At 64.1% G+C, this 22,134-nt stretch carries 22 protein-coding genes; 10 read left to right on the top strand and 12 right to left on the bottom strand.

Annotated features, from left to right (window positions below; translation table 11 throughout):
* Positions 1-48: 48 nt before the first annotated feature.
* The 5 genes from AB3X94_RS32530 (at position 49) to AB3X94_RS32510 (ending at position 6,693) form a co-directional block, all read left to right on the top strand.
* Positions 49-2,289, top strand: a complete 2,241-nt coding sequence (locus AB3X94_RS32530; protein WP_368613670.1) for an NADP-dependent isocitrate dehydrogenase — start codon at positions 49-51, stop codon at positions 2,287-2,289.
* 129 nt (positions 2,290-2,418) lie between these two features.
* The gene (locus AB3X94_RS32525) at positions 2,419-3,354 is read left to right on the top strand and encodes a spermidine synthase (RefSeq protein WP_176109211.1); all 936 of its coding nucleotides are present in this window, start codon (positions 2,419-2,421) and stop codon (positions 3,352-3,354) included.
* A gap of 295 nt (positions 3,355-3,649) precedes the next feature.
* A complete protein-coding gene (locus AB3X94_RS32520) occupies positions 3,650-3,892 on the top strand; it encodes a DUF3311 domain-containing protein (RefSeq protein ID WP_176109210.1) in 243 nt (80 codons plus the stop codon).
* Positions 3,889-5,439 carry a monocarboxylate uptake permease MctP gene (gene mctP / locus AB3X94_RS32515; protein WP_176109209.1) on the top strand — a complete coding sequence of 517 codons (1,551 nt, stop codon included), beginning with the start codon at positions 3,889-3,891 and terminating at the stop codon, positions 5,437-5,439. The genes AB3X94_RS32520 and mctP overlap by 4 nt, the downstream gene beginning before the upstream one ends.
* A 129-nt stretch (positions 5,440-5,568) precedes the next feature.
* Positions 5,569-6,693, top strand: coding sequence for an FUSC family protein (locus AB3X94_RS32510; protein WP_368613669.1), 1,125 nt, complete (start codon positions 5,569-5,571; stop codon positions 6,691-6,693).
* A gap of 40 nt (positions 6,694-6,733) precedes the next feature.
* Here AB3X94_RS32510 and AB3X94_RS32505 read toward each other — a convergent pair whose 3' ends face one another.
* The 5 genes from AB3X94_RS32505 to AB3X94_RS32485 all read right to left on the bottom strand — a co-directional run bounded on the left by AB3X94_RS32505 (position 6,734) and on the right by AB3X94_RS32485 (position 11,887).
* Positions 6,734-7,153, bottom strand: a complete 420-nt coding sequence (locus tag AB3X94_RS32505; RefSeq protein WP_176109207.1) for a VOC family protein — start codon at positions 7,151-7,153, stop codon at positions 6,734-6,736.
* A 223-nt stretch (positions 7,154-7,376) separates the two neighbouring features.
* Positions 7,377-8,330, bottom strand: coding sequence for a transaldolase (tal, locus tag AB3X94_RS32500; RefSeq protein WP_176109206.1), 954 nt, complete (start codon positions 8,328-8,330; stop codon positions 7,377-7,379).
* 224 nt (positions 8,331-8,554) lie between these two features.
* Positions 8,555-9,772 carry a benzoate/H(+) symporter BenE family transporter gene (locus tag AB3X94_RS32495; protein ID WP_176109205.1) on the bottom strand — a complete coding sequence of 406 codons (1,218 nt, stop codon included), beginning with the start codon at positions 9,770-9,772 and terminating at the stop codon, positions 8,555-8,557.
* Between the two features lie 68 nt (positions 9,773-9,840).
* Entirely contained in the window at positions 9,841-11,016 is a 1,176-nt protein-coding gene (locus AB3X94_RS32490; RefSeq protein WP_176109204.1) for a VWA domain-containing protein, read from the bottom strand.
* A 28-nt stretch (positions 11,017-11,044) separates the two neighbouring features.
* Positions 11,045-11,887, bottom strand: a complete 843-nt coding sequence (locus tag AB3X94_RS32485) for a MoxR family ATPase (RefSeq protein WP_176109203.1) — start codon at positions 11,885-11,887, stop codon at positions 11,045-11,047.
* A gap of 316 nt (positions 11,888-12,203) precedes the next feature.
* Between AB3X94_RS32485 and AB3X94_RS32480 the strand changes: the two genes are divergently transcribed.
* Positions 12,204-12,572, top strand: a complete 369-nt coding sequence (locus AB3X94_RS32480; RefSeq protein ID WP_013088844.1) for a c-type cytochrome — start codon at positions 12,204-12,206, stop codon at positions 12,570-12,572.
* A 46-nt stretch (positions 12,573-12,618) separates the two neighbouring features.
* Entirely contained in the window at positions 12,619-12,999 is a 381-nt protein-coding gene (locus AB3X94_RS32475; protein WP_176109202.1) for a c-type cytochrome, read from the top strand.
* A gap of 100 nt (positions 13,000-13,099) precedes the next feature.
* On the opposite strand, the gene AB3X94_RS32470 is transcribed toward AB3X94_RS32475, so the two are convergent.
* The 3 genes from AB3X94_RS32470 to rsxB all read right to left on the bottom strand — a co-directional run bounded on the left by AB3X94_RS32470 (position 13,100) and on the right by rsxB (position 15,264).
* Entirely contained in the window at positions 13,100-13,534 is a 435-nt protein-coding gene (locus AB3X94_RS32470) for a DUF1841 family protein (RefSeq protein WP_176109201.1), read from the bottom strand.
* Between the two features lie 136 nt (positions 13,535-13,670).
* Positions 13,671-14,315, bottom strand: a complete 645-nt coding sequence (nth, locus tag AB3X94_RS32465) for an endonuclease III (protein WP_176109200.1) — start codon at positions 14,313-14,315, stop codon at positions 13,671-13,673.
* 43 nt (positions 14,316-14,358) lie between these two features.
* On the bottom strand, positions 14,359-15,264 hold the full coding sequence (gene rsxB / locus AB3X94_RS32460; protein WP_176109199.1) for an electron transport complex subunit RsxB: 906 nt from the start codon (positions 15,262-15,264) through the stop codon (positions 14,359-14,361).
* A gap of 241 nt (positions 15,265-15,505) precedes the next feature.
* Between rsxB and AB3X94_RS32455 the strand changes: the two genes are divergently transcribed.
* Positions 15,506-16,138 (top strand): TetR family transcriptional regulator, encoded by a 633-nt coding sequence (locus AB3X94_RS32455; RefSeq protein WP_176109198.1) that lies wholly within the window; start codon positions 15,506-15,508, stop codon positions 16,136-16,138.
* Between the two features lie 123 nt (positions 16,139-16,261).
* On the opposite strand, the gene AB3X94_RS32450 is transcribed toward AB3X94_RS32455, so the two are convergent.
* The 3 genes from AB3X94_RS32450 to AB3X94_RS32440 form a co-directional block, all read right to left on the bottom strand.
* Positions 16,262-17,539 carry a polyhydroxyalkanoate depolymerase gene (locus AB3X94_RS32450; RefSeq protein ID WP_176109197.1) on the bottom strand — a complete coding sequence of 426 codons (1,278 nt, stop codon included), beginning with the start codon at positions 17,537-17,539 and terminating at the stop codon, positions 16,262-16,264.
* Positions 17,540-17,718: 179 nt separating this feature from the next.
* The gene (locus AB3X94_RS32445; RefSeq protein ID WP_176109196.1) at positions 17,719-19,608 is read right to left on the bottom strand and encodes a glycoside hydrolase family 15 protein; all 1,890 of its coding nucleotides are present in this window, start codon (positions 19,606-19,608) and stop codon (positions 17,719-17,721) included.
* A 69-nt stretch (positions 19,609-19,677) separates the two neighbouring features.
* On the bottom strand, positions 19,678-19,818 hold the full coding sequence (locus AB3X94_RS32440) for a hypothetical protein (protein WP_368598222.1): 141 nt from the start codon (positions 19,816-19,818) through the stop codon (positions 19,678-19,680).
* A gap of 35 nt (positions 19,819-19,853) precedes the next feature.
* Between AB3X94_RS32440 and AB3X94_RS32435 the strand changes: the two genes are divergently transcribed.
* Complete coding sequence (locus AB3X94_RS32435; RefSeq protein ID WP_176121351.1) at positions 19,854-20,099, top strand: hypothetical protein; 246 nt, start codon at positions 19,854-19,856, stop codon at positions 20,097-20,099.
* Positions 20,100-20,335: 236 nt separating this feature from the next.
* Here AB3X94_RS32435 and AB3X94_RS32430 read toward each other — a convergent pair whose 3' ends face one another.
* The gene (locus AB3X94_RS32430; RefSeq protein ID WP_013088853.1) at positions 20,336-20,488 is read right to left on the bottom strand and encodes a DUF3096 domain-containing protein; all 153 of its coding nucleotides are present in this window, start codon (positions 20,486-20,488) and stop codon (positions 20,336-20,338) included.
* A 267-nt stretch (positions 20,489-20,755) separates the two neighbouring features.
* On the opposite strand from AB3X94_RS32430, the gene AB3X94_RS32425 reads away from it, so the two are divergent.
* Positions 20,756-22,075 (top strand): lactonase family protein, encoded by a 1,320-nt coding sequence (locus AB3X94_RS32425; RefSeq protein WP_368613668.1) that lies wholly within the window; start codon positions 20,756-20,758, stop codon positions 22,073-22,075.
* Positions 22,076-22,134 lie beyond the last annotated feature (59 nt).

Genomic DNA, 22,134 nt, shown 5'->3' with positions numbered 1-22,134 from the left:
CGGTATCACGCGCGAGATGCCTCTCAACCGCCCGCCCAGAGCCTAGCAATGACGACCCAGCAACCGACCATCATCTACACCCTCACCGACGAGGCCCCGCTGCTCGCGACAGCGGCGTTCCTGCCGATCATCCGGACCTTCACGAGGCCGGCCGGCATCGAGGTCGAGACCAGCGACATCTCGGTCGCGGGCCGCATCCTCGGTGAGTTCCCCGAATTTCTGACCGAAGCGCAGCGGGTGCCCGACAACCTCGCTGAACTGGGTCGCCTGACCTCGTTGCCCGACACCAACATCATCAAGCTGCCCAACATCAGCGCATCGGTGCCGCAACTGACGAGCGCGATCAAGGAGCTGCAGGCGAAGGGCTATAAGGTGCCCGACTATCCCGAAGATCCGAAGACCGACGCAGAGAAGGCGATCCGTCAGCGCTACTCGAAGTGTCTCGGCAGCGCGGTCAATCCGGTGCTGCGCGAGGGCAACTCGGACCGTCGCGCGCCGGCCGCGGTGAAGAACTACGCGCGCAAGCATCCGCACAGCATGACCGAATGGAGCATGGCGTCGCGCACGCACGTCGCCACCATGCGACATGGCGACTTCTATCACGGCGAAAAATCGATGACGCTCGATCGCGCGCGCGACGTGAAGATGGAACTCGTCACGAAAAACGGCAAGACGATCGTGCTGAAACCGAAGGTCGCGCTAGAGGCCGGCGAGATCATCGACAGCATGTTCATGAGCAAAAAGGCGCTGCTCGCGTTCTATGAAGACCAGATGGAAGACGCGCGCAAGACCGGCATGATGCTGTCGCTGCACGTGAAGGCGACGATGATGAAGATCTCGCATCCGATCGTCTTCGGCCACGCGGTGAAGGTGTTCTACAAGGACGCGTTCGCGAAGCACGGCAAGCTGTTCGACGAGCTCGGCGTGAACGTCAACAACGGCCTCGTCAATCTGTACGAGAAGATCGAGGCGTTGCCGGAATCGCAGCGCGAGGAAGTGATCCGCGACCTGCACGCGTGCCACGAGCATCGTCCGGAACTGGCGATGGTCGATTCGGCGAAGGGCATCTCGAACCTGCACGCGCCGAACGACGTGATCGTCGATGCGTCGATGCCGGCGATGATTCGCGCCGGCGGCAAGATGTGGGGCGCCGACGGTCGTCCGAAAGACACCAAGGCGGTGATCCCGGAGAGCACGTTCGCGCGCATCTACCAGGAGATCATCAACTTCTGCAAGACCAACGGCGCGTTCGATCCGGTCACGATGGGCACCGTGCCGAACGTCGGCCTGATGGCGCAGAAGGCGGAAGAATACGGCTCGCACGACAAGACCTTCGAAGTGCCGGAAGACGGCGAGGCGCGCATCGTCGATCTCACGAGCGGCGAGGTGCTGCTTACGCAGAACGTCGAGCAGGGCGACATCTGGCGCATGTGCGAGGTGAAAGATGCGGCGATCCGCGACTGGGTCAAACTCGCGGTCACGCGCGTGCGCAATTCGCGCACGCCCGCGGTGTTCTGGCTCGATCCGTATCGCCCGCACGAGGCGGAACTGATCAAGAAGGTCGAGGCCTACCTCAAGGATTACGACACCACCGGCCTCGACATCCAGATCATGTCGCAGGTGCGCGCGATGCGTTACACGCTGGAGCGCGTCGTGCGCGGGCTCGATACGATCTCGGTCACCGGCAACATCCTGCGCGATTATCTGACCGACCTGTTCCCGATCATGGAGCTGGGCACGAGCGCGAAGATGCTGTCGATCGTGCCGTTGATGGCGGGCGGCGGCATGTACGAGACCGGCGCGGGCGGTTCGGCGCCGAAGCACGTGAAGCAGCTCGTCGAAGAGAACCACCTGCGCTGGGACTCGCTCGGCGAATTCCTCGCGCTCGCGGTATCGCTCGAAGAGCTGGGCATCAAGACCGGCAACAACCGGGCGAAGATCCTCGCGAAGACGCTCGACACCGCAACCGGCAAGCTGCTCGACAATAACCGCAGCCCGAGCCCGAAGACGGGCGAGCTCGACAATCGCGGCAGCCAGTTCTATCTGGCGATGTACTGGGCGCAGGAGCTGGCCGCGCAAACGGACGATGCCGCGCTGGCCGTGCAGTTCGCGCCGCTCGCGACGCAGCTGACCGCCAACGAGCAGGTGATCGTGGCGGAGCTCGCGTCGGTGCAGGGCGCGCCGGCGGACATCGGCGGCTATTACAAGCCGGACCTGAACAAGCTCGAAGAGGTGATGCGGCCGAGCCGCACGCTGAACGAGGCGCTCAAGGCGGTACGCGTCGAGTGACGTGCTGGGTCTGAAGTGAGGTGATGTGCACACGGGCCGCCGGCGGGCGGCTCTGCGTAATCGTGCGCGCCGCGAATGCTATGCTCTCGGTCGACCAAAAATCATGCGCCCGCGGCGCGACATCCACACATGACGAAACTGATCAAGCGCGCTTCGGCCGAGGCGCGCGCTTTCCGTAACCGGGACGCCGAAGCCATCGGCGGCAAGCAGAAAATCGCGCCCAGACAGGCGCCAAAAACCGCACGCAACGCGAACCGCGCCGTCGACCACGAGCTTCATGACGCGCAGCAAATCGAAACGCCGCGCAAGCCGCGCTTTGCGCCGGTGACGTTCTCCGAAGAGGGCGGCGTGCGCTACCTGCATTTCGGCACGGAATGGGTGCAAGGCGCGATGCGTCTGCGCAAGCCCGATCACATCGAACTCGAATACGCGCAGCAGATGATGGCCTGGCTGCTGTTTCTCGAAACGCCGAAGCGCATCGTGCAGCTGGGGCTCGGCGCGGCGGCGCTGACCAAGTTCGCGCACCGCTTCCTGAAGAGCGCAAAGGTCGAGGCCGTCGAACTGAATCCGGCGGTCGTGGTTGCCGCGCGCACGATGTTCGAACTGCCGCCCGACGATGCGCGTCTGACGGTGCACGAAACCGACGCATGGGACTTCGTCAACGAGAGCGCGAACCACGGCACCATCGGCGCGCTGCAGATCGACGTCTACGACGCGACCGCGCGCGGCCCGGTGCTCGACAGCGTCGGCTTTTACCGGGCGGCGCGCGCATGTCTGACCGACGCGGGCATCGTCACGGTGAATCTGTTCGGCGATCATCCGAGCTTCGTGCGCAACATGAAGCGCCTGAACGAAGCCTTCGACGGTCGCGTCGTCGCGCTGCCCGAAGTGCACGACGGCAACCGCATCGCGATCGCGTTCTCGGGCCCCGCGCTCGACGTGCCGTTCGCCGCGCTCGACGCGCGCGCGAAGCTGATCGAAGCCGAGCTCGGCTTGCCGGCGCGCAAGTGGATCAAGGGCCTGCGCGAATCGACGGGTCAGACGGGCGCATCGTTTGCCATCTGAGCGCTGAATTCCGATCAGCGCGCGAAGAATGAGGCGGCCGTGCCGGCGTATCAGTCGGCACGGCCGTTTTGCTTCCGGTATTTTTTTCACGTCGATGCTGCAGCGTGATCCAGTCTGCATCGTTGGACGCCAATGTGCCTCGGGGTCGCCCCGGCTTGACCGGGCGTTCGCCACTCCTATACTCTTGCGAGGCTTTCGGGGAGCCCGTGGCGGACCGCGGGACGACCACCCGCTGAGTTCCTCCTCCCGTCGACCACGGGCAGATAAATTCAAAATAGGAAAAACAGGAGACGTCATGGCTCACGACGCCGACGTGAACAAAGCCAGCAAGCACTGGCTCTGGCTATTGCTGCTACCGTGGATCGCGATGATCTGGGTGCCGTCCTACAACCGGATCGAGCCGCAGCTGTTCGATTTCCCGTTCTTCTACTGGTATCAGCTGCTGTGGGTGCTGATCAGCGCGGTCATCACCGCGTTCGTCTATGTGAAGACCAAGTCCCGCTATACGGGTCGCCCGAACGGGGGCGCACAACGATGAACCCCATTGCAACCTTTGTCTTCGTTCTGTTTTTCATCGGCGTCACGATTCTTGGCTTCGTCGCGGCACACTGGCGGCGCGGCGATCTCGCGCATCTGGAAGAGTGGGGTCTGGGCGGGCGGCGCTTCGGCACGATCGTCACGTGGTTCCTGCTCGGCGGCGACCTGTACACCGCCTACACCTTCATCGCGGTGCCGGCGCTCGTGTTCGGCGCGGGCGCAACCGGCTTCTTCGCGCTGCCGTACACGATCCTGATCTATCCGTTCGCCTTCGTCGTGTTCCCGAAGCTGTGGAGCATCGCGAAGCGCCACGGCTACGTGACCTCGGCGGACTTCGTGTCGGCCCGCTACGGCAGCCGAATGCTCGCGCTCGCTGTCGCCGTGACCGGCATCGTCGCGACGATGCCGTACATCGCGCTGCAACTGGTCGGTATCGAAGTGGTGATCGGCGCGCTCGGTTTCGACACCACCGGCTTCGTCGGGGATCTGCCGCTGATCATCGCGTTCGCGATCCTCGCGGCCTACACGTACACGTCGGGCCTGCGCGCGCCGGCGATGATCGCGGTGGTCAAGGACATCCTGATCTACGTGACGATCTTCGCCGCGATCATCGTGATTCCGCCGCAGCTGGGCGGCTTCGGCCATATCTTCGGCGCGGTCCCGCCGGCCAAGCTGCTGCTGAAGTCGCCGGACGTGTCGAGCCTGAACGGCTATAGCGCGTACGCGACGCTCGCCGTGGGTTCGGCGCTTGCGCTGTTCCTGTATCCGCACTCGATCACCGCGGTGCTGTCTTCGAAGTCGGGCAACACGATCCGCCGCAATATGGCCTTGCTGCCGGCGTATTCGCTGGTGCTCGGCCTGCTCGCGCTGCTCGGCTTCATGGCGCTCGCGGCCGGCGTGAAGGACATGCCCGAGTTCGCGCCGTACTTCAAGGCCTTCGGCCCGAACTTCGCGGTGCCGGCGTTGTTCCTGCACTTCTTCCCGTCGTGGTTCGTCGGCGTCGCGTTCGCGGCGATCGGTATCGGCGCGCTGGTGCCGGCGGCGATCATGTCGATCGCGGCGGCGAACCTGTACACGCGCAACGTGCACAAGGAGTTCATCAACCGCAACATGACGCACGAGCAGGAGACCAACGTCGCGAAGCTGGTGTCGCTGATCGTCAAGGTCGGCGCGGTCGCGTTCATTCTCGGTCTGCCGCTCACGTACGCGATCCAGCTGCAGCTGCTCGGCGGGATCTGGATCATCCAGACGCTGCCGGCCATCGTGCTCGGTCTCTACACGCGTGTGCTCGACTATCGGGGTCTGCTGCTCGGCTGGGCGGCAGGTATCGCGACCGGCACGTGGATGGCGATTTCGTTGAACCTCGCGAGCTCGATCTTCACGATTCATCTGTTCGGCATCGCGATTCCGGGCTATGCGGCGGTGTGGTCGCTGATCGTGAACCTCGTGGTGTCGGTGGTCGTGAGCCTGATCGTGCGCGCGGTGGGCATGCAGCGCGCCGAGGACCGCACCCGTCCGGAAGACTACCTGGACATCGTCGAAGGCTGATTCCGGCTGCGACTTCACGCTCCGAAACACGCAACGCCCGCCGACGCAAGTTGGCGGGCGTTTGTGTTTGCGGGGCACTCCAGGGCAGGATAGCGGAACCGTCCTTTCACGCGTTCGCCGCGCGCCGCCATGGCTGCTGCCGATACTCCCACCGTGATCTCCCGCCGCGCGGCGCTGAGCCGGATGGTGCGCGCGGTCACGTCGCCGTATTACCGCTACCGCCACGCGAAGGTGCTGCATAGCCTGCGCGTCGGCCTCGCGATGCTGGTGTCGATTCTGGCGACGACCGGCATCGATATCCCGCACGGCATCTGGTCGTCGGTGACGCTGCTGGTCGTGATCGGCGGCTTGCAGCATCACGGCAATATCCGCAAGAAAGCGGCCGAACGCGCGGCCGGCACGCTGCTCGGCGCGTCGATCGGCCTGTTGCTGATCGTGCAGCAGAACTTCATCGGCTCTCTGCCGCTCACCTATGTGCTGGAGGCGATCATCGCGTCGATCTGCGCGTGGTTCGCGATCGGCTCGTCCGGCTATATCGGGCTTCTGACCGCGATCACGATGTGCATCGTCGCGGGCCACGGCGACAACCTGATCGACGTCGGCCTGTGGCGCACGTTGAACGTGCTGATCGGCATCGTGATCGCGCTGGCGTTTTCGTTCGCGTTTCCACTGCACGCGACGTATTCGTGGCGCTACGGGCTCGCCGCCAATCTGCGCGAATGCGCGGGCATCTACGCGCGGCTGCTCGACGGCGAGACGATCACCGAGGAGGAGCAGGTCAAGCGCTTCCTGCGGATCAACAAGCGGCTCGTGCAACTGCGTTCGCTGATGCCGTCGGTCGCCAAGGAAATCGACGTGCCGCAGACGCGGCTCGAGGAGATCCAGCGGCTGCATCGCTCGGTGCTCAGCTCGCTCGAACTGCTGGCCACCGGGCCGCTGATGAACGCCACCGCCGCCGCGCGCAGCGCCTATGCAGCGCAATGCGGCGCCGAGGTGCGCGCCGTGCGCGCGATCCTGTTGTCCACCGCGCGCGGGCTGCGTTTCGGCCGTCCGTCGCGCTTCGGCATTCCGGCCGCGGCGCCGCTCGACAAGGGGCATGGCGACGTGGCCACCGCGTTGCCGCCGGACTGGCAAGGGCCGTACTGGCTCGGTCAGCGGCTCGCGGAGCAGGTGGACCGGCTGCGCGCGCTATTGCTGGAGACCGAGCCGAACTGGAACATCGAGCGGCACGAGCGGGTGACGCGTGGCGGGTAGGTGGTCGAATGGCCGAACCCAAAGGCTCGGCCGCTAAGCCTCAAACCTGCGGCGGCAGCGTGACCATCCACATCATGCCGAAGCGGTCCACCACCATTCCGAAGCCCTTGCTCCAGAACGTTGGCTGGAACGGCATCACGACCTGGCCGCCATCGGCGAGCGCGTTGAAGCATTTTTCCGCCGACGCGCTGTCTTCGACGGTCAGCGACAGGCTGAAGCCATTGAACGGGCCGGCCGCCGGATCGCAGTTGCCATCGGAAGCCATCCACGTGCTCGAGCCCAGCTGCACGTTCGCGTGCATGATCTTGTCGGCGAGTTCGGGGCGTGGCGGGTTTTGCGCGTCGGGTGGCGCGTCCTTGAACAGCATCTTGAAGGTTACCTGGGCGCCGAGTTTGTCGGTGTAGTAGTCGAGCGCTTCCTGGCAACGGCCGTTGAAGAACACGTAGGGCTGAACATACATGATCGTCTCCCTGGTCAGGCGTTGGGCGGGCGCCCTCGTTCCTCGCCAGCTCAGGCGGGGAGGGGCGTGCAGTCGATTGTAGTCGCAGCGTAAACGAGGAGCGGCGCCGAACCGTGAGATTCGGCGCCGCTCGTCATGGATCGCTTTCGAGCGGAGCGGGCGCAGCGCGGCGAGCGTGAACGTGAGCGTCACGCAGCCAGCCACGTCCGCTGCCCGCGGCACCTCAGCGCAGCGTATCGATCAGTTTTTCCAGCTTGATTGCGTCCGCGGCGAACGTACGGATGCCTTCGGCGAGCTTCTCGGTCGCCATCGCGTCGTCGTTGACGAGGAAGCGGAACGACTTTTCGTCGACCGGCACGCGCTCGATGTCCGCGTCCTGCGACGCCTCCGGCGACAGCTTGCGCTCGATCTTGTCGGTGCTGTCGTGCAGCTTTTGCAGCAGGTCGGGGCTGATCGTCAGCAGATCGCAGCCGGCCAGTTCCAGGATCTGCGAGGTTGTGCGGAAGCTCGCGCCCATCACTTCGGTTTTGTAGCCGAACTTTTTGTAATACCCATAGATGCGGCGCACCGACTTGACGCCCGGGTCGTTGGCGCCGCCGTCTTTCGCTTCGTCCCACGCGCTGCCGGCGCTCTTCTTGTACCAGTCGTAGATGCGGCCGACGAACGGCGAGATCAGCTGCGCGCCAGCTTCTGCACAGGCCGCCGCCTGCGGGAGCGAGAACAGCAGCGTCATGTTGCAACTGATGCCTTCCTTCTGCAGCACCTCGGCCGCGCGCACGCCTTCCCACGTCGACGCGAGCTTTATCAGCACGCGGTCGCGTTCGACGCCGTGCTCCTTGTACAGCGCGATCAGCTCATGGGCTTTCTTGATCGAGCCTTCGATGTCGAACGACAGGCGCGCGTCGACTTCGGTCGACACCCGCCCGGGGATGATCTTCAGGATTTCGGTGCCGAACGCGATCAGCAACTGGTCGATGATCGCACCGACCGGTTTCGACGCATGCGCCTTCACGGTCTTTTCGAGCAGCGGCCGGTAGTCGTCTTTCTGCACGGCCTTCAGAATCAGCGACGGATTGGTGGTCGCATCGCGCGGCTTGTACTGCGCGAGCTGCTGGAAGTCGCCAGTGTCGGCCACCACGGTGGTGTATTGCTTGAGTTGGTCGAGTGCGGTTGTCATGTTCGGGCCTTCAGGGCGCGTGTGCGCCGTGGTTCAGGAGAAATGAGGACGCCGCCGCGCCGGCTGGACGAAACAGAGCAATCAGCCGGCGCCGGCGGCCGCGGGTCAAGCCGCAGCGCGTCCCGCGATGGCGCCGGGAAACGCTGCCGGATACATCTATTCTATGGCGGATCGCCGACGACGGCATGAACACCGGGTACGGACAGCCGGGCATGGCGATTCGTTCACACGCGCCGCGCGTTCAGCACGACTTGCGTGATCACGCCGGCGACGAGCCCCCAGAATGCCGAGCCGATCGACAGCAGCGTGAGCCCCGAGGCGGTCACCATGAACGTAACGAGCGCCGCCTCGCGCTGCCGCGTATCCTGCATCGCATTGGCGAGGCCGCTCATGATCGAGCCAAATAGTGCGAGCGCCGCGACGGAGACGACCAGTTCCTTCGGAAACGCCGCGAACAGCGCGGCGATCGTCGCGCCGAACACCCCCGCGAGCAGATAGAAAATGCCGCCCCATACGGCCGCCGTGTAGCGCCTCGCGGGGTTTTCGTGCGCTTCGGGGCCGGTGCAGATCGCCGCCGTGATCGCCGCAAGATTGATGCCGTGCGAGCCGAACGGCGCGAGCAGCAGCGACGCGACGCCGGTCGTCGCGATCAGCGGCGCGGACGGGGTCGTATAGCCGTCGGCGCGCAGCACCGCGATGCCGGGCACGTTCTGCGAGGCCATCGCGACCACGAACAGCGGAATGCCGATGCTCACGCACGCCGCCACCGAAAACGACGGCATCGTCAGCACCGGATGCGCGAGCGCGACGTGAAAGTGGCTGAAGTCGAGCAGCCCGAGGCCGCCGGCCGCGGCCGTGCCGACCACCAGCGTGGTCGGAATCGCGTAACGCGGCACGAACCGTTTGACGATCAGGTAGGTGAAGAACATCGTCAGCACGAGCGCGGTCTGGTACTGCGCGGCACGGAAAATCTCGATGCCGATCTCGAACAGGATGCCCGCGAGGAGCGCCGCCGCGAGGCCGGACGGAATCCGCTTCATCAGCGCGTCGAACCAGCCGGTGACGCCGACCAGCGTCAGCAGCGCCGCGCAGAAGATGAACGCGCCGATGGCCTGCGCATACTCGACATGCGGCAGCGACGCCACCAGCAGCGCCGCGCCCGGCGTCGACCACGCGATCACGATCGGCGCGCGAAAGCGCAGCGACAGGCCGATCGTGCAGAGGCCCATGCCGATCGACAGCGCCCAGATCCAGGACGAAATCTGCGCGTCGCTCAGATGCGCGGCCTGGCCCGCCTGGAACATCAGCACGAGCGAGCTCGTGTAGCCGGTCATCGCCGCGACGAAGCCCGCGACGATCGTCGACAGCGACGTATCGGCGAGCGGGTTGAAGCGCCTCTGCGGCGCGGCGGGGGACAGCTGGGGCGACGGGGACGAACTCATGCGAGGGCTTTCTTGTTGTGGAAATTAAAGCGTCAAGACGGGGATGTTGGAACGGCGGCGTTATCTGGTCACTTGCTCAGCACCCGCATGGCCGTCTCCAGGCCCGCGAGCGTCAGCGGATACATGCGGTGGCCCAGCACTTCGCGGATCGCGCTGACCGACTGCCGATATGGCCACAGCGCTTCCGGTTCCGGGTTCAGCCACGCGAAGTGCGGGAAATGATCGGCGAGCCGGCGCAGCCACACCGCGCCGGCCTCGGCGTTGTTGTACTCGACCGAGCCGCCCGGCTGCAACACTTCGTACGGGCTCATCGTCGCGTCGCCGACGAAGATCAGCTTGTAGTCCGGCGTGAACTTGTGCAGCACGTCCCACGTCGGCGTGCGCTCGGCGTGGCGGCGGCGGTTGTTCTTCCACAGGAAGTCGTACACGCAGTTGTGGAAGTAATAGAACTCGAGGTGCTTGAACTCGGCCTTCGCGGCGGAGAACAGCTCCTCGGTGCGCTTCACGTGATCGTCCATCGAGCCGCCGACATCGAGCAGCATCAGCACCTTCACGTTGTTGTGCCGCTCGGGCACCATCTTCAGATCGAGCCAGCCGGCGTTCGCGGCGGTGCTGCGGATGGTGTCGGGCAGGTCGAGCTCTTCCGCGGCGCCCTCGCGGGCGAAGCGGCGCAAGCGCCGCAGCGCGACCTTGATGTTGCGCGTGCCGATCTCGACCTGGTCGTCGTAGTCGCGGTACGCGCGCGCTTCCCAGACCTTGACGGCGGTGCGATTGCCGGTCGCGTCGCCGCCGATGCGCACACCCTCGGGGTTATAGCCGCCGTTGCCGAACGGCGACGTGCCGCCCGTGCCGATCCATTTGTTGCCGCCCTCGTGGCGCTCCTTCTGCTCGTCGAACAGTTCCTTCAGGCGCTCCATCAGCTTGTCGATGCCGCCCATCGCCTCGATCTGCGCCTTTTCCTCGGGCGACAGATCGCGTTGCAGCTTCTTCTTCAGCCAGTCGAGCGGAATCTCGAACGCGAGCTCCGAGCTTGCCGCGACCCCGTTGAAAAAGGCGCCGAACGCCTGGTCGAACTTGTCGAAGTACTGCTCGTCCTTCACGAGCGTGATGCGCGACAGGTAGTAGAACTCGTCGAGCGACGGCGCGATCACGTTGGCCTTCAGCGCTTCGAGCAGCGTCAGGTATTCCTTCACCGAGACCGGCAGTTTGGCGGCGCGCAGCGAGTAGAAGAAGTCGATCAGCATGCTGGATGTCCTGCGGCGCGGTGCCCGCTCAACGGTTGTTGCGGTTCATGAACAGCAGCCGCTCGAACAGGCCCACGTCCTGTTCGTTCTTCAGCAGCGCGCCGTGCAGCGGCGGCACGATCTGCTTGTGGTCGGCCGAGCGCAGCGCTTCGGGCGGAATGTCTTCGGCGAGCAGCAGCTTGAGCCAGTCGAGCAGTTCGGAGGTGGACGGCTTCTTCTTCAGCCCCGCGACGTTGCGCAGCTCGAAGAAGCTCTGCAGTGCGGCGGCGAGCAGGTCCTTCTTGATGCCGGGGTAGTGCACGTCGACGATCTGCTGCATCGTCGTCGCGTCCGGAAACTTGATGTAGTGGAAGAAGCAGCGGCGCAGGAACGCGTCGGGCAATTCCTTCTCGTTGTTCGACGTGATGATCACGAGCGGGCGATGCTTCGCGCGCACCAGCTCGCGCGTCTCGTACACGTAGAACTCCATGCGGTCGAGTTCGCGCAGCAGGTCGTTCGGGAATTCGATGTCGGCCTTGTCGATCTCGTCGATCAGCAGCACGCTCTGCTCGTCCGATTCGAACGCCTGCCACAGCACACCCTTGACGATGTAGTTGCGGATGTCCTTCACGCGTTCGTCGCCGAGCTGCGAATCGCGCAGTCGCGACACGGCGTCGTATTCGTACAAGCCCTGCTGGGCCTTGGTGGTCGACTTGATGTGCCATTGCAAGAGCGGCATGCCGAGCGCGGCGGCGACTTCCTCGGCGAGCATGGTCTTGCCGGTGCCGGGTTCGCCCTTGATCAGGAGCGGACGCTTGAGCGTCATCGCGGCGTTGACCGCGAGCTTGAGGTCGTCGGTGGCGACGTACTGCGATGAGCCTTCGAAACGCATGGCGAGATGCTCTTGTGCGGGAAAAAACCCAGTATAAGTCAGAAGGCCTGTTGGCCCGAAACCGGCTCACGTATGTTGTCAGCCGTGCCGGGGTAGACGCGCCGGCGCCGCTGTGGCGTCATCGCGAAGCCGCCGCGAGCATGGCGCGCGGCCCGTCCAGACGGGCGTTGCGCGGCTCCCGCGTGTTGTGGACGTTCGGCGCGGCGTCGCGGTACAATGGGCCCGATTTTTTTGGCCTGCGTGGCCACCTCATAAGAAGAACGGCCGGACCGCTGCCTTTGTGGGCACCCGTTTCCCCTCAAGCCAGGTTACATCTATGAATAAATTCGTCGGCAAACACGTCGTGATCGCAGCGCTGTCGGTGCTCGCGGGGTACGCGGTCAGTGCGCAGGCAGCGGATGTCGTAGGCAACGCCAAGGCGGGCCAGGACAAGGTCGCGATGTGTATCGGCTGCCACGGCATCCCTGAATATCGTACGGCTTATCCAGAGGTTTTCCGCGTGCCGAAGCTCGGCGGGCAAAATCAGGCCTACCTCGAGATCGCGCTGCGCGCCTACAAGAAGGGCGACCGCCATTTCGACACGATGCATGCAATCGCAACGTCGCTGTCGGATCAGGACATTGCCGACATCGCCGCCTACTACGCAGCGCAAACTGCCGCTTCGAAAAACAATCCCGACAAGTGATCGGCGTCGGTCACCAGTACATCCAATTCGCGGGATAGGAGATTTCATGATCAAGCCCCAACAGGCACTCCACACGGTATTCAAGGCGGTCGGCGCGGCGGCGGTAATCGGTCTGGCCGTGGCGAACGTCGCTCACGCGGCTGACGCGGGCAACGGCAAGGTGCTCGCCGACAGTCACAACTGCGCGGCCTGCCACGGTCCCGGCCTGAACAAGCCGGTGAGCCCGGAGTATCCGAAGCTGGCCGGTCAGCACTCCGACTATGTGTACTGGGCGCTGCGTCAGTACCAGATGGGCACCGGCAATCCGCACCTCGGCCGCAACAACGCGATCATGCAGGCACAGGTGCAGAGCCTGTCGCTAGGCGACATGAAGGACATCGCCGCTTACGTCGAATCGCTGGAAGGCGACCTCGTGCAGAAGAAGTGAGCGTAGGGCGCGGATTTCGCGCCGCGGCTTCAAAAGCAAAACACCCCGCCTTGGCGGGGTGTTTTGCTTTGAGGGCATCGAGCCGGGGTTTGCGGTCGCTTCAGTCGCGCGTCGCGCGCCGTTCGATGCGCTGCAAATACGCGTCCGTGTCCGGCGGCGTGCCGGTGCGCTGCGCTTCCCAGATGGTTTCGCCGAGGCAGTCCATGATTGCGTGCTGCGCCTCGTGCGTCGAGCCGAGGCGTGCGGCGAGCCGCTCGTGCGCGGCGCGAATGCCGGGCGGCTGATCGATCGACAGCTGTTCGGAGATCGCCAGATGCATCGACAGGTGCAGGAACGGATTGGTCTGGCCGCGCTCCGGCGAATAGTCCTGCGCCTGCGCAGCGGGGGCGTCGGTGAGGTCGGCGTGATATTCCGGATGCTCGACGATCCAGTCGGCGGCGATCGCCTCGAGCGGCGTCAGAATCTCGCCTTGGCGCTGTTTGCGCCAGGTGTCGGTGAAAAAGAGGCGAACTTCGTCGCGGCTGGGATTGAACATCGTGGAACCGGTGCGTGGGAGTGGGGCGCGACGGCGTGTGTACGGGGGGCGCACTGCGTGTAAAGCATCATTTTACGCGGCGGCCGTTCGGGCTGCAGGCGCGCCGCGCGGTCTGGGGTTTCGAGTTGGGCTGCCCTTAAAGATCGGGCGGCGGGGTCTTCGGCCGGAACTCGCACAGCGGCTCGATCACGCAATGCCAGCATTCGGGGCGGCGCGCCTTGCACACGTAGCGTCCATGCAGGATCAGCCAGTGGTGCGCGTCCTTCCTGAATTCGGCTGGCGTGAATTTTTCGAGCGCTGCTTCGACCGCGCGCACGTCCTTGCCGGGCGCGAGGCCGGTGCGGTTGGCGACGCGGAATATGTGCGTGTCGACCGCGATGGTCGGATGGCCGAACGCGGTGTTCAGAATCACGTTGGCCGTTTTGCGGCCGACACCCGGCAGCCCTTCGAGCGCCTCGCGATCCTCGGGCACCTCGCCGCCGTACTGGTCGAGCAGAATGCGACAGGTCGCGATCACGTTCTTCGCCTTCGTGCGATACAGGCCGATCGTCTTGATATAGCTCGCGACACCTTCCTCGCCGAGGTCGAACACCTTCTGCGGTGTGTTCGCTACGGGGAACATCCTGCGCATCGCCTTGTTGACCGACACGTCGGTCGCTTGCGCCGACAGCAGCACCGCGATCAGCAGTTCGAACGGCGTCGTGTACTCGAGTTCGGTGGTCGGGTGCGGATTCAGGCTCTGAAGCGTTTCGTAGATCGCGCGGCGTTTGTTCGCGTTCATTCGGAGCGGGTCCGTGTGAGTGAGAAGGGTTGCGCGGGCGAGGTCAGCGCGCGGTCGGCGGCGAGCTGGACGGCGGCTTTGACTCGTCGGACTCGTTGGACGACGGCTCCGAGCCGTGTGTACCCTCGCCGCTGGCAAGACCGAGACGGCGGCGGCGCGCTTCGGCTGCATCGATCTGTGCCTGCACGTCGGCGCTGACGTTCTCGGTGTTCAGCGGCCCCTGGCCTTTCGCGGCCATCTCCTCTTTCTTCTTGCGCGCGCGTTCGAGCGCGGCCTGGATGATCGCGCGTTTTTTCGCTTCGGCGTCGTCCGCACTCGGGGTAGCCGGGGCCTCGGACGGCGTTGTCGCGCCGCTCGCGGGAACCGCGCCCGACGCAGCCGCCGCCGGCGCGCTCGCACTCGCGGCTCGCCGCGCCGCAGCACGCGCTTCGGCGGCGTTGCGCTCGCGCGCGAGACGGCCCTCGTGGCGGTTATGACGCGCCCGCGCCGCGTCTGCCTCGCTCTGGCTCCATGCATCCCAGCCGGTGGCCTCGCCGGTGACGGGTAGCATCGCGATGCAGTCGACCGGGCAGGGCGGCACGCACAGGTCGCAGCCGGTGCAGAGCTCGGCGATCACGGTGTGCATCTGTTTCGGTGCGCCAACTATCGCGTCGACCGGACATGCCTGCATGCACAGCGTGCAGCCGATGCACACCTGTTCGTCGATAACCGCCAAGGGGCGCGGACGTTCGACGCCATTGGCGGAATTGAGCGGAATCACCGGTTTGCCGAGTAGCGCGGCGAGGCGCGCGATGCCCTCGGCACCGCCGGGCGGGCACTGGTTATAGTTCGCCTCGCCGCTGGCGATGGCTTCGGCATACGGACGGCATGCGGGATAACCGCACTTCGTGCATTGCGTTTGGGGCAGCAGATCTTCGATGCGATCCGCGAGTGTTTTGACGTCTGTCACGGTTACGGCGCGGGGGTTTGCCGTGCGAGCGCACGACCTGAACTAAATAGCACATTATCGCCGATTTCCCGGATTGCCATTCGCAATCCATGTGCCATAATCGAAGCGCTTCATTCGAAAGTCCGCAGAAAAGGGTGTGTTTCCCAACCACGACGCGCCCGCTAAACGCCGCCAACAAAAAGGCTCGAGGAGAGGCCGGCGGCGCGATCCGGATAACGCGGCTCACGAAGACGATGCCACCATGAATCAGCCGAAAATCAAAAGAGATCCTGAAGGCACGAGGCGCCGCATCTTGCTTGCGGCGGCGGAAGAGTTTGCAAATGGAGGACTGTTCGGCGCACGAGTCGATCAGATCGCTCGCCGCGCCGAAACCAATGAACGCATGCTCTATTACTACTTCGGTAGCAAGGAGCAGCTATTCACCGCGGTACTCGAGCACGCGTTCAGCGCACTCAACGAAGCGGAACGCACGCTCGAACTCAACGGAGTCGCGCCCGTCGAGGCGGTTACACGTCTCGCACATTTCGTGTGGGACTACTACCGCGATCATCCCGAGTTATTGCGACTCATCAACAACGAGAATCTGCATGAAGCACGCTATATGCAGAAGTCGACACGCATACGCGAAATGATCTCGCCGATCGTCGCCACGCTTGGCGGCATCCTCGAACGCGGGCAACGCGCGGGACTGTTTCGCACCAACATCGACCCACTGCGTTTTTACGTGACGCTTTCGGGCATGGGCTACTACATCGTGTCGAACCGCTTCACGCTCGAAGCGACGCTCGGGCGCGATTTCAGCAGCGCCGCCGAACGCAGCGAGGTGATTCAGATGAATACCGAACTGCTGCTCGCGTATCTGTTGAGAAAGTAACGGCCCGTGCTGCGGTGATCGCCGCCGCGGCAGAACATCAGTATCACGAATGAAGCGCGATAAAAAAGCCAACGGCCTCGAAGGAGACCGTTGGCTTTTTATATGCTATTGCAGGTTTAATGCTCAGGCTTCGACTTTTTCTTTCGCCGTTTTTGCAGTCTTGTTGTGCTCGAGAATGAAGTCGCGCAATTGCGGGTAAATGATCGTGCGCCAGCGGCGGCCCGAGAAAATGCCGTAGTGGCCGCATTTTTCCGCGGTGAAGTGACGCTTGTTCTTCGCCGCAATGCCGCTGCACAGGTCGTGGGCCGCGTACGTTTGGCCGTCGCCGGAAATATCGTCGAGCTCGCCTTCGATCGTAAACAGCGCGGTCGTCGTGATGTCCTGAGGCCGCACCGGTTCGCCGTTGACGACCCACGTGCCTTCGGCAAGACGGAATTCCTGGAACACGACGCGGATCGTGTCGAGGTAATAGTCGGCATCCATGTCGAGCACCGCGTTGTACTCGTCGTAGAAGCGGCGATGCGCTTCGGCGTCGTCCTCGTCGCCGCGCAGCAGGCTCTGGTAGAAATCCCAGTGCGATGCCGCGTGACGCTCCGGATTCATCGCGACGAAGCCCGTGTGCTGCAGGAAGCCCGGATAGACCTTGCGGCCCGTGCCCGGATAGTTCGGCGGTACCGTGAAGATCACGTTGTTCTCGAACCACTCGTATGAGTGCTGCGTGGCGAGCGAATTGACCGAGGTCGGGCTCTTTCGCGCGTCGATTGGGCCGCCCATCATCGTCATCGTGCGCGGCGTGTCCTCGCCGCGGCTCGCCATCAGCGAAATGGCGGCGAGCACCGGCACGGTCGGCTGGCACACCGAGATCACGTGCAGATTCTTCGCGCCGATATGGCGAATGAATTCCTGGATATACGCGATGTAGTCGTTCAGACCGAACCAGCCGGCCTCGAGCGGCACCATGCGCGCGTCGATCCAGTCGGTGATGTAGACCTTGTGGTCTTGCAGCAACGTGCGCACGGTGTCCCGCAGCAGCGTGGCGTGGTGTCCTGACAACGGTGCGCAGACCAGCACGACCGGCTCGTCTTTCAGTTGGCTGACAGCTTCGCTGTCGTCCGCGAAGCGCTTGAAGCGCATCAGACGGCAGAACGGCTTTTCGATGATCGTCTGCTCGACGATCGGAATGTTATGTCCGTCTTTAACAATCTGATGAATGTTGAACTCGGGCTTTTCGTAATCCTTGCCGAGCCGGTAAAGCAGTTCGTAGCCGGCGGACAGGCGTGTGGCGCCCGGCACATAGGCTAACGGACTGGCCGGATTCGCAAATGATTTCGATGCGGCCTGGGCCCAGGCGGTGAGGGGGCTCAACATCGCCCGGCTGAATTCGTGCAGTTGATAGAGCATGTTTGCTCCGTTTTAAGCGGTTCGCATTGGGCTTCGCAAACACGCGTGAAGCGTTGCGGCGGGCCATTGTGGTTGTGGGCACATTGTTGTTGGCCGACAGTCGGATCGATAATATCGAACAAAGCAATCTTGTGCAATGCAACAATTTTCGCATTCAGTGTACGCAAACTGTCACGGCGTCATGCTAGTGGCGATGCTGCCCCGCCGCTATAAGGGCTTGCCTGAACCTCAAGCTCTGTGGAGCGCATGCCGTTATGCGCGGGATGGCCGGTCGCCTGCGCCATTTCCTGCTCATGCTTCATCAGGTTCAGTCCGGTGTGCACGAGCGCCACGTGCGAGAACGCCTGCGGAAAATTGCCGACCAGACGTTTTTCGACCGGATCGTACTCCTCGGACAGCAGGCCCACGTCGTTGCACAGCGCGAGCAGCCGCTCGTACATCTCGATCGCTTCCCGCACGCGCCCCTGCAGCGCGAGGTTATCCACCATCCAGAACGAACACGCAAGAAAGGTGCCTTCTCCGGGCGGCAGGCCGTCATCGTATTCGGTCGTGCGGTAGCGCATCACGAAGCCGCCGTGCATCAGATCTCGCTCGATCGCCTCGACGGTGCCCTTGATGCGCGGGTCCTGCGGCGGCAGGAAGGCGACCAGCGGCATCAGCAGCACGCTCGCGTCGAGCTGGTCGCTGCCGTAGGACTGCGAGAACGCGTTCAGCTTCGGATTCCACGCCTTCTCGCAGACCTCGGCGTGGATCGTGTCGCGCGTCGCGCGCCATTCGTCGAGCGGGCCGTCGAGCTTGAACATTTCGGCCGAGCGGATCGCGCGATCGAACGCGACCCACGCCATCACCTTCGAGAACGTGAAATGCTCGCGGCCGCCGCGCGTCTCCCAGATGCCTTCGTCGGGTTCGCGCCAGATGGTGGTCAGATGCGCGAGCATCGCGCGCTGCACGCTCCACGCGGTGACGTCCGCCTGCAGGCCGCCCACGCGCGCGAGATGCAGCGCATTCATCACTTCGCCGTAGACGTCGAGCTGAAGCTGCCCGACCGCGTTGTTGCCGATGCGCACCGGTTTCGCGCCCTCGTAGCCGGGCAGCCAGTCGATTTCGAATTCGGGCAGGCGTCGCTCGCCGCCGATGCCGTACATGATCTGCAACTGGTCCGGCGCGCCCGCCATCACGCGGCCGAGCCAGCTGCGCCAGGCGCGCGCCTCGTCGTAGTAGCCGCCGCGCATCATCGCGAGCAGCGTGATGGTCGCGTCGCGCAGCCAGCAGTATCGATAGTCCCAGTTGCGCGTGCCGCCGAGCTTCTCCGGCAGCGACGTGGTAGGCGCCGCGACAATGCCGCCGGTCGGCTCGTAGGCGAGCGCGCGCAGTGTGATAAGCGAACGGCGGATCGGCTCGGCCCAGCGTCCTTCGACAGTCCCCCGCGCCGCCCATTCGAGCCAGTGGTTCTCGGTGCGCGCGAGTGACGTGTGCGGGTCGCGCGCGGGCGGAATGCGCAGATGCGACGCCGCATACGCGAGCGAGAACGGCACGCGCTCGCCCGCGGTCACCGTAAATTCCGCGACGGTCTTCATATCTTCGCCGTGCAGTTCGACCGGCGTGCGCAACACCGCGGTGTCGGGGCCGACGATCGCCTTGATGCCGCTGTCGTGCTTGAGCTTGTCGACCCATGGGATCGAGAAGCCGTAGTCGAAGCGCAGCACGAGTTCCATCTTCATGCGCACGGTGCCGCGCTTGCCGACGACGATGCGGATCAGCTCCGACCAGCCGTTGCCTGGCGGCATGAAATCGATCAGCGTGACGGCGCCGTCGGGCGTTTCGAAGTCGGTTTCGAGGATCAGCGTTTCACCGCGATAGCGCCGCGTAATGGTCGGCGCGCCGTGCTCCCCCCGGGTGGCGGGGGCGATCTGCCAGCGACCGTTGTCGGGCGTGCCGAGCAGCGCGGCGAAGCAGGCGCCCGAGTCGAAACGCGGCCAGCAGAGCCAGTCGACGGACCCCTCGCGGGAGATGAGCGCGGCGGTATGGCCGTCGCCGATGAGTGCGTAGTCTTCGAGGTGTGCAGGCATGGAAAGCGTGTCGAAAAACGAGTCGTTATTACGGATGGCGACAGCAGCCGCGCTTCGAGTGGGTGTTAATTACCGGACCACGATCGGCAGTGTTTGGTTCACCGCATAGTGCGGCAAAACGCGGGTTGGAAAATTGTCAATTCCATGCATAAAATCAGATTTCATGCCGATGTCCGGTGACCTGCCGGACTGCGAATCGGCCTTGCTCATGGCGCATGCAGACGCCGTTTCCGAGGACGAAAGCCATGCTGAACCCTTCGAAATCCGATTGCATCACGATTCTCTCGGCCGCCAGCCAGCTTGCCGGCGACTCCATGCTGCCACTCGATCATGGCCGGCTCGGATTGAGCCGCAACGGCATGCTGGCTGCCGCATCCTTCCTGGTCGAGCGGGACTGCTTCCGGCGCTATCAGCAGAATGCCGATCATTATGCGGTCGGCGCGCTGTCGTTGCAGGGGCGCTTGCGCCTCGAACAACTGGCAAACGGTTGAGCGGCCGCACCGAGCGTTCGTAGCGCGGGCTGCTGCTCGCGTATCCGCATCTTCGCGCCACGTCACGTCGATTGTTCGCGTGGCGCGATGCCCGCTTTCCGCCTATGTCACCGCGTGACCCAGGCCGCGCTTTCATGCGTGCGAGTGCCGCTGGCACTGCGCGAACCCTCTTTTCTCGCAAATTGATCTCGATAGCGGGCGCAAATACCGCGCCCGGGTATCGCGTCGCCTGTCGCTTACAGATGCGACGAGCCCACGCCGAAGATTCCGATGATGCCGATGATGATCAGGTAAAGCGCGACGATGTAGTTCAACAGGCGCGGCATGATCAGGATCAGGATGCCGGCGATCAGCGAAACGAGCGGGCCCAGGCTGAGAGTGACGTTCATGGAGACTCCGTGGTTGACACGCGTGATGCGCGATTGAGAAAACTCTTGAAAAACCGCCCCGGCTTGCGGGAGCAAAGCCGCTGGCGCAGCCCGCGCGTCAGCGGTGGATTCACTGCATGATCCGACCTAACGCTCTTATACTGACTTCGACAACAACAACGCGGAACGACGCTCGATTCGCGGCGCGGCAGACCAGACACCGTTATAACCGCTCGTACCCCGGCTCATACGCGAGCCCGTACAGACAACCGATGTCGAGGAGGACTCATGCTTCACCGTCGCCGTGCCGCCGGGTGTGTCGCCGCGCGCCCAGTTCCGGCTTCCGCTTTTACTTCTGTTCTTGCCAGTGTTGCCGTACAGGGTTCCGGTCCGCGTGGCGCGGACCGCGTCGCCCGTTCGATGATAAAAGGTTTCCTGCTCATGGTTTCGATGCTTGCTTCGCACGCGTATGCGCAAGATTCTGGCCCGGTCCCCGGGGACGGCGTCTATACGATGCTGGTCGGCACTTACACCAGCGGCAAGAGCGAGGGCATCTACGTGTTTCGCTTCGACACGAAGACCGGCGCGGCGACCCAGGTGTCGGTCGCGCAGACGGTCAATCCATCGTTTCTGGTCGTGAGCCGTGACCGCCGCTTCGTCTATTCGGTCAACGAACTGCCCGGCGACAATGGCCCGGCCACGCAGCGCGGCAACATCAGCGCGTTCGGCTTCGATGCCGCGCGCGGCCAACTGACGTTTCTGAACAAGGTGTCGTCCGATGGCAATGACCCCTGCTATCTGAGCATCTCGCCGGACGGCAAGTATCTGCTGACCGCGAACTATTCGGTCGCGCCCGACCCGGGCGGCAGCTTCGCGGTGTTTCCGCTGCAGGCGAACGGCCAGGTGGGCGCCTCGGTGCAGACCGTGCATCACGAGGGCGGCGGGCCGGTGAAAGGGCGGCAGGATAACTCGCACGTGCATTCGACCGTGTTCTCGCCTGACGGCCACTATCTGTTCGCGCAGGATCTCGGCGCCGACAAGCTGTACTCGTACCGTTACGCGCCGCAGAGCAGCGCCGGCGCGGGCCCGTTCGTCGTGACGGACTGGGGCTACGCGCAGCAGAAAGCCGGCACGGGTCCACGCCATCTGATCTTCAGCGCCAACGGCAGGCACGCCTATCTGACGAGCGAACTCGCGGCGACCGTCAGCACGTTCGACTACCAGGACGGCAGACTGAAGCTCGTGCAGACGTTGCCATTGAGCGAGCCCGGCTTCAAGGGGCAGGTGGCCGCGGCGGCGATCCACATGTCGCCGGACGGACGCTTCGTGTATGCGTCCAATCGCGGCGACGCGAACGAGATCGTGATGTTCTCGGTCGATCCCGCCAATGGGCATCTGAAGCAGATCGGCCGGCAATCGAGCCTCGGCAAATCGCCGCGCGAGTTCACCATCGATCCGACCGGCAACTGGCTGATCGTCGGCAATCAGTTGAGCGACACGGTCTACGTGTTCAAGCGCGATCAGCAGACGGGGCTGCTCGATCCGAATCCGAAGCAGCATTTCGAGCTCGGCTCGCCGGTCGATTTCAAGCTGGTGTCGCCGTCATGACGCACGGCGCGCGCGGGTAAAGAAAAACGGACAGCTCACATCGTGAGGCTGTCCGCTTT

It is taken from the genome of Paraburkholderia sp. BR10923 (genome assembly GCF_040948765.1).
Lineage (GTDB): Bacteria > Pseudomonadota > Gammaproteobacteria > Burkholderiales > Burkholderiaceae > Paraburkholderia > Paraburkholderia youngii.
Note: the sequence above shows the minus strand (reverse complement) of the source record. Positions and strands in the feature narration are given on the sequence as shown.

Bases quoted from the DNA above. Each gene is read 5' to 3' on its own strand.
- AB3X94_RS32530 (WP_368613670.1), top strand. From the start codon at position 49: ATGACGACCCAGCAACCGACCATCATCTACACCCTCACCGACGAGGCC.
- AB3X94_RS32525 (WP_176109211.1), top strand. From the start codon at position 2,419: ATGACGAAACTGATCAAGCGCGCTTCGGCCGAGGCGCGCGCTTTCCGT.
- AB3X94_RS32520 (WP_176109210.1), top strand. From the start codon at position 3,650: ATGGCTCACGACGCCGACGTGAACAAAGCCAGCAAGCACTGGCTCTGG.
- mctP (WP_176109209.1), top strand. From the start codon at position 3,889: ATGAACCCCATTGCAACCTTTGTCTTCGTTCTGTTTTTCATCGGCGTC.
- AB3X94_RS32510 (WP_368613669.1), top strand. From the start codon at position 5,569: ATGGCTGCTGCCGATACTCCCACCGTGATCTCCCGCCGCGCGGCGCTG.
- AB3X94_RS32505 (WP_176109207.1), bottom strand. From the start codon at position 7,153: ATGTATGTTCAGCCCTACGTGTTCTTCAACGGCCGTTGCCAGGAAGCG.
- tal (WP_176109206.1), bottom strand. From the start codon at position 8,330: ATGACAACCGCACTCGACCAACTCAAGCAATACACCACCGTGGTGGCC.
- AB3X94_RS32495 (WP_176109205.1), bottom strand. From the start codon at position 9,772: ATGAGTTCGTCCCCGTCGCCCCAGCTGTCCCCCGCCGCGCCGCAGAGG.
- AB3X94_RS32490 (WP_176109204.1), bottom strand. From the start codon at position 11,016: ATGCTGATCGACTTCTTCTACTCGCTGCGCGCCGCCAAACTGCCGGTC.
- AB3X94_RS32485 (WP_176109203.1), bottom strand. From the start codon at position 11,887: ATGCGTTTCGAAGGCTCATCGCAGTACGTCGCCACCGACGACCTCAAG.
- AB3X94_RS32480 (WP_013088844.1), top strand. From the start codon at position 12,204: ATGAATAAATTCGTCGGCAAACACGTCGTGATCGCAGCGCTGTCGGTG.
- AB3X94_RS32475 (WP_176109202.1), top strand. From the start codon at position 12,619: ATGATCAAGCCCCAACAGGCACTCCACACGGTATTCAAGGCGGTCGGC.
- AB3X94_RS32470 (WP_176109201.1), bottom strand. From the start codon at position 13,534: ATGTTCAATCCCAGCCGCGACGAAGTTCGCCTCTTTTTCACCGACACC.
- nth (WP_176109200.1), bottom strand. From the start codon at position 14,315: ATGAACGCGAACAAACGCCGCGCGATCTACGAAACGCTTCAGAGCCTG.
- AB3X94_RS32455 (WP_176109198.1), top strand. From the start codon at position 15,506: ATGAATCAGCCGAAAATCAAAAGAGATCCTGAAGGCACGAGGCGCCGC.
- AB3X94_RS32450 (WP_176109197.1), bottom strand. From the start codon at position 17,539: ATGCTCTATCAACTGCACGAATTCAGCCGGGCGATGTTGAGCCCCCTC.
- AB3X94_RS32445 (WP_176109196.1), bottom strand. From the start codon at position 19,608: ATGCCTGCACACCTCGAAGACTACGCACTCATCGGCGACGGCCATACC.
- AB3X94_RS32440 (WP_368598222.1), bottom strand. From the start codon at position 19,818: ATGAGCAAGGCCGATTCGCAGTCCGGCAGGTCACCGGACATCGGCATG.
- AB3X94_RS32435 (WP_176121351.1), top strand. From the start codon at position 19,854: ATGCTGAACCCTTCGAAATCCGATTGCATCACGATTCTCTCGGCCGCC.
- AB3X94_RS32430 (WP_013088853.1), bottom strand. From the start codon at position 20,488: ATGAACGTCACTCTCAGCCTGGGCCCGCTCGTTTCGCTGATCGCCGGC.
- AB3X94_RS32425 (WP_368613668.1), top strand. From the start codon at position 20,756: ATGCTTCACCGTCGCCGTGCCGCCGGGTGTGTCGCCGCGCGCCCAGTT.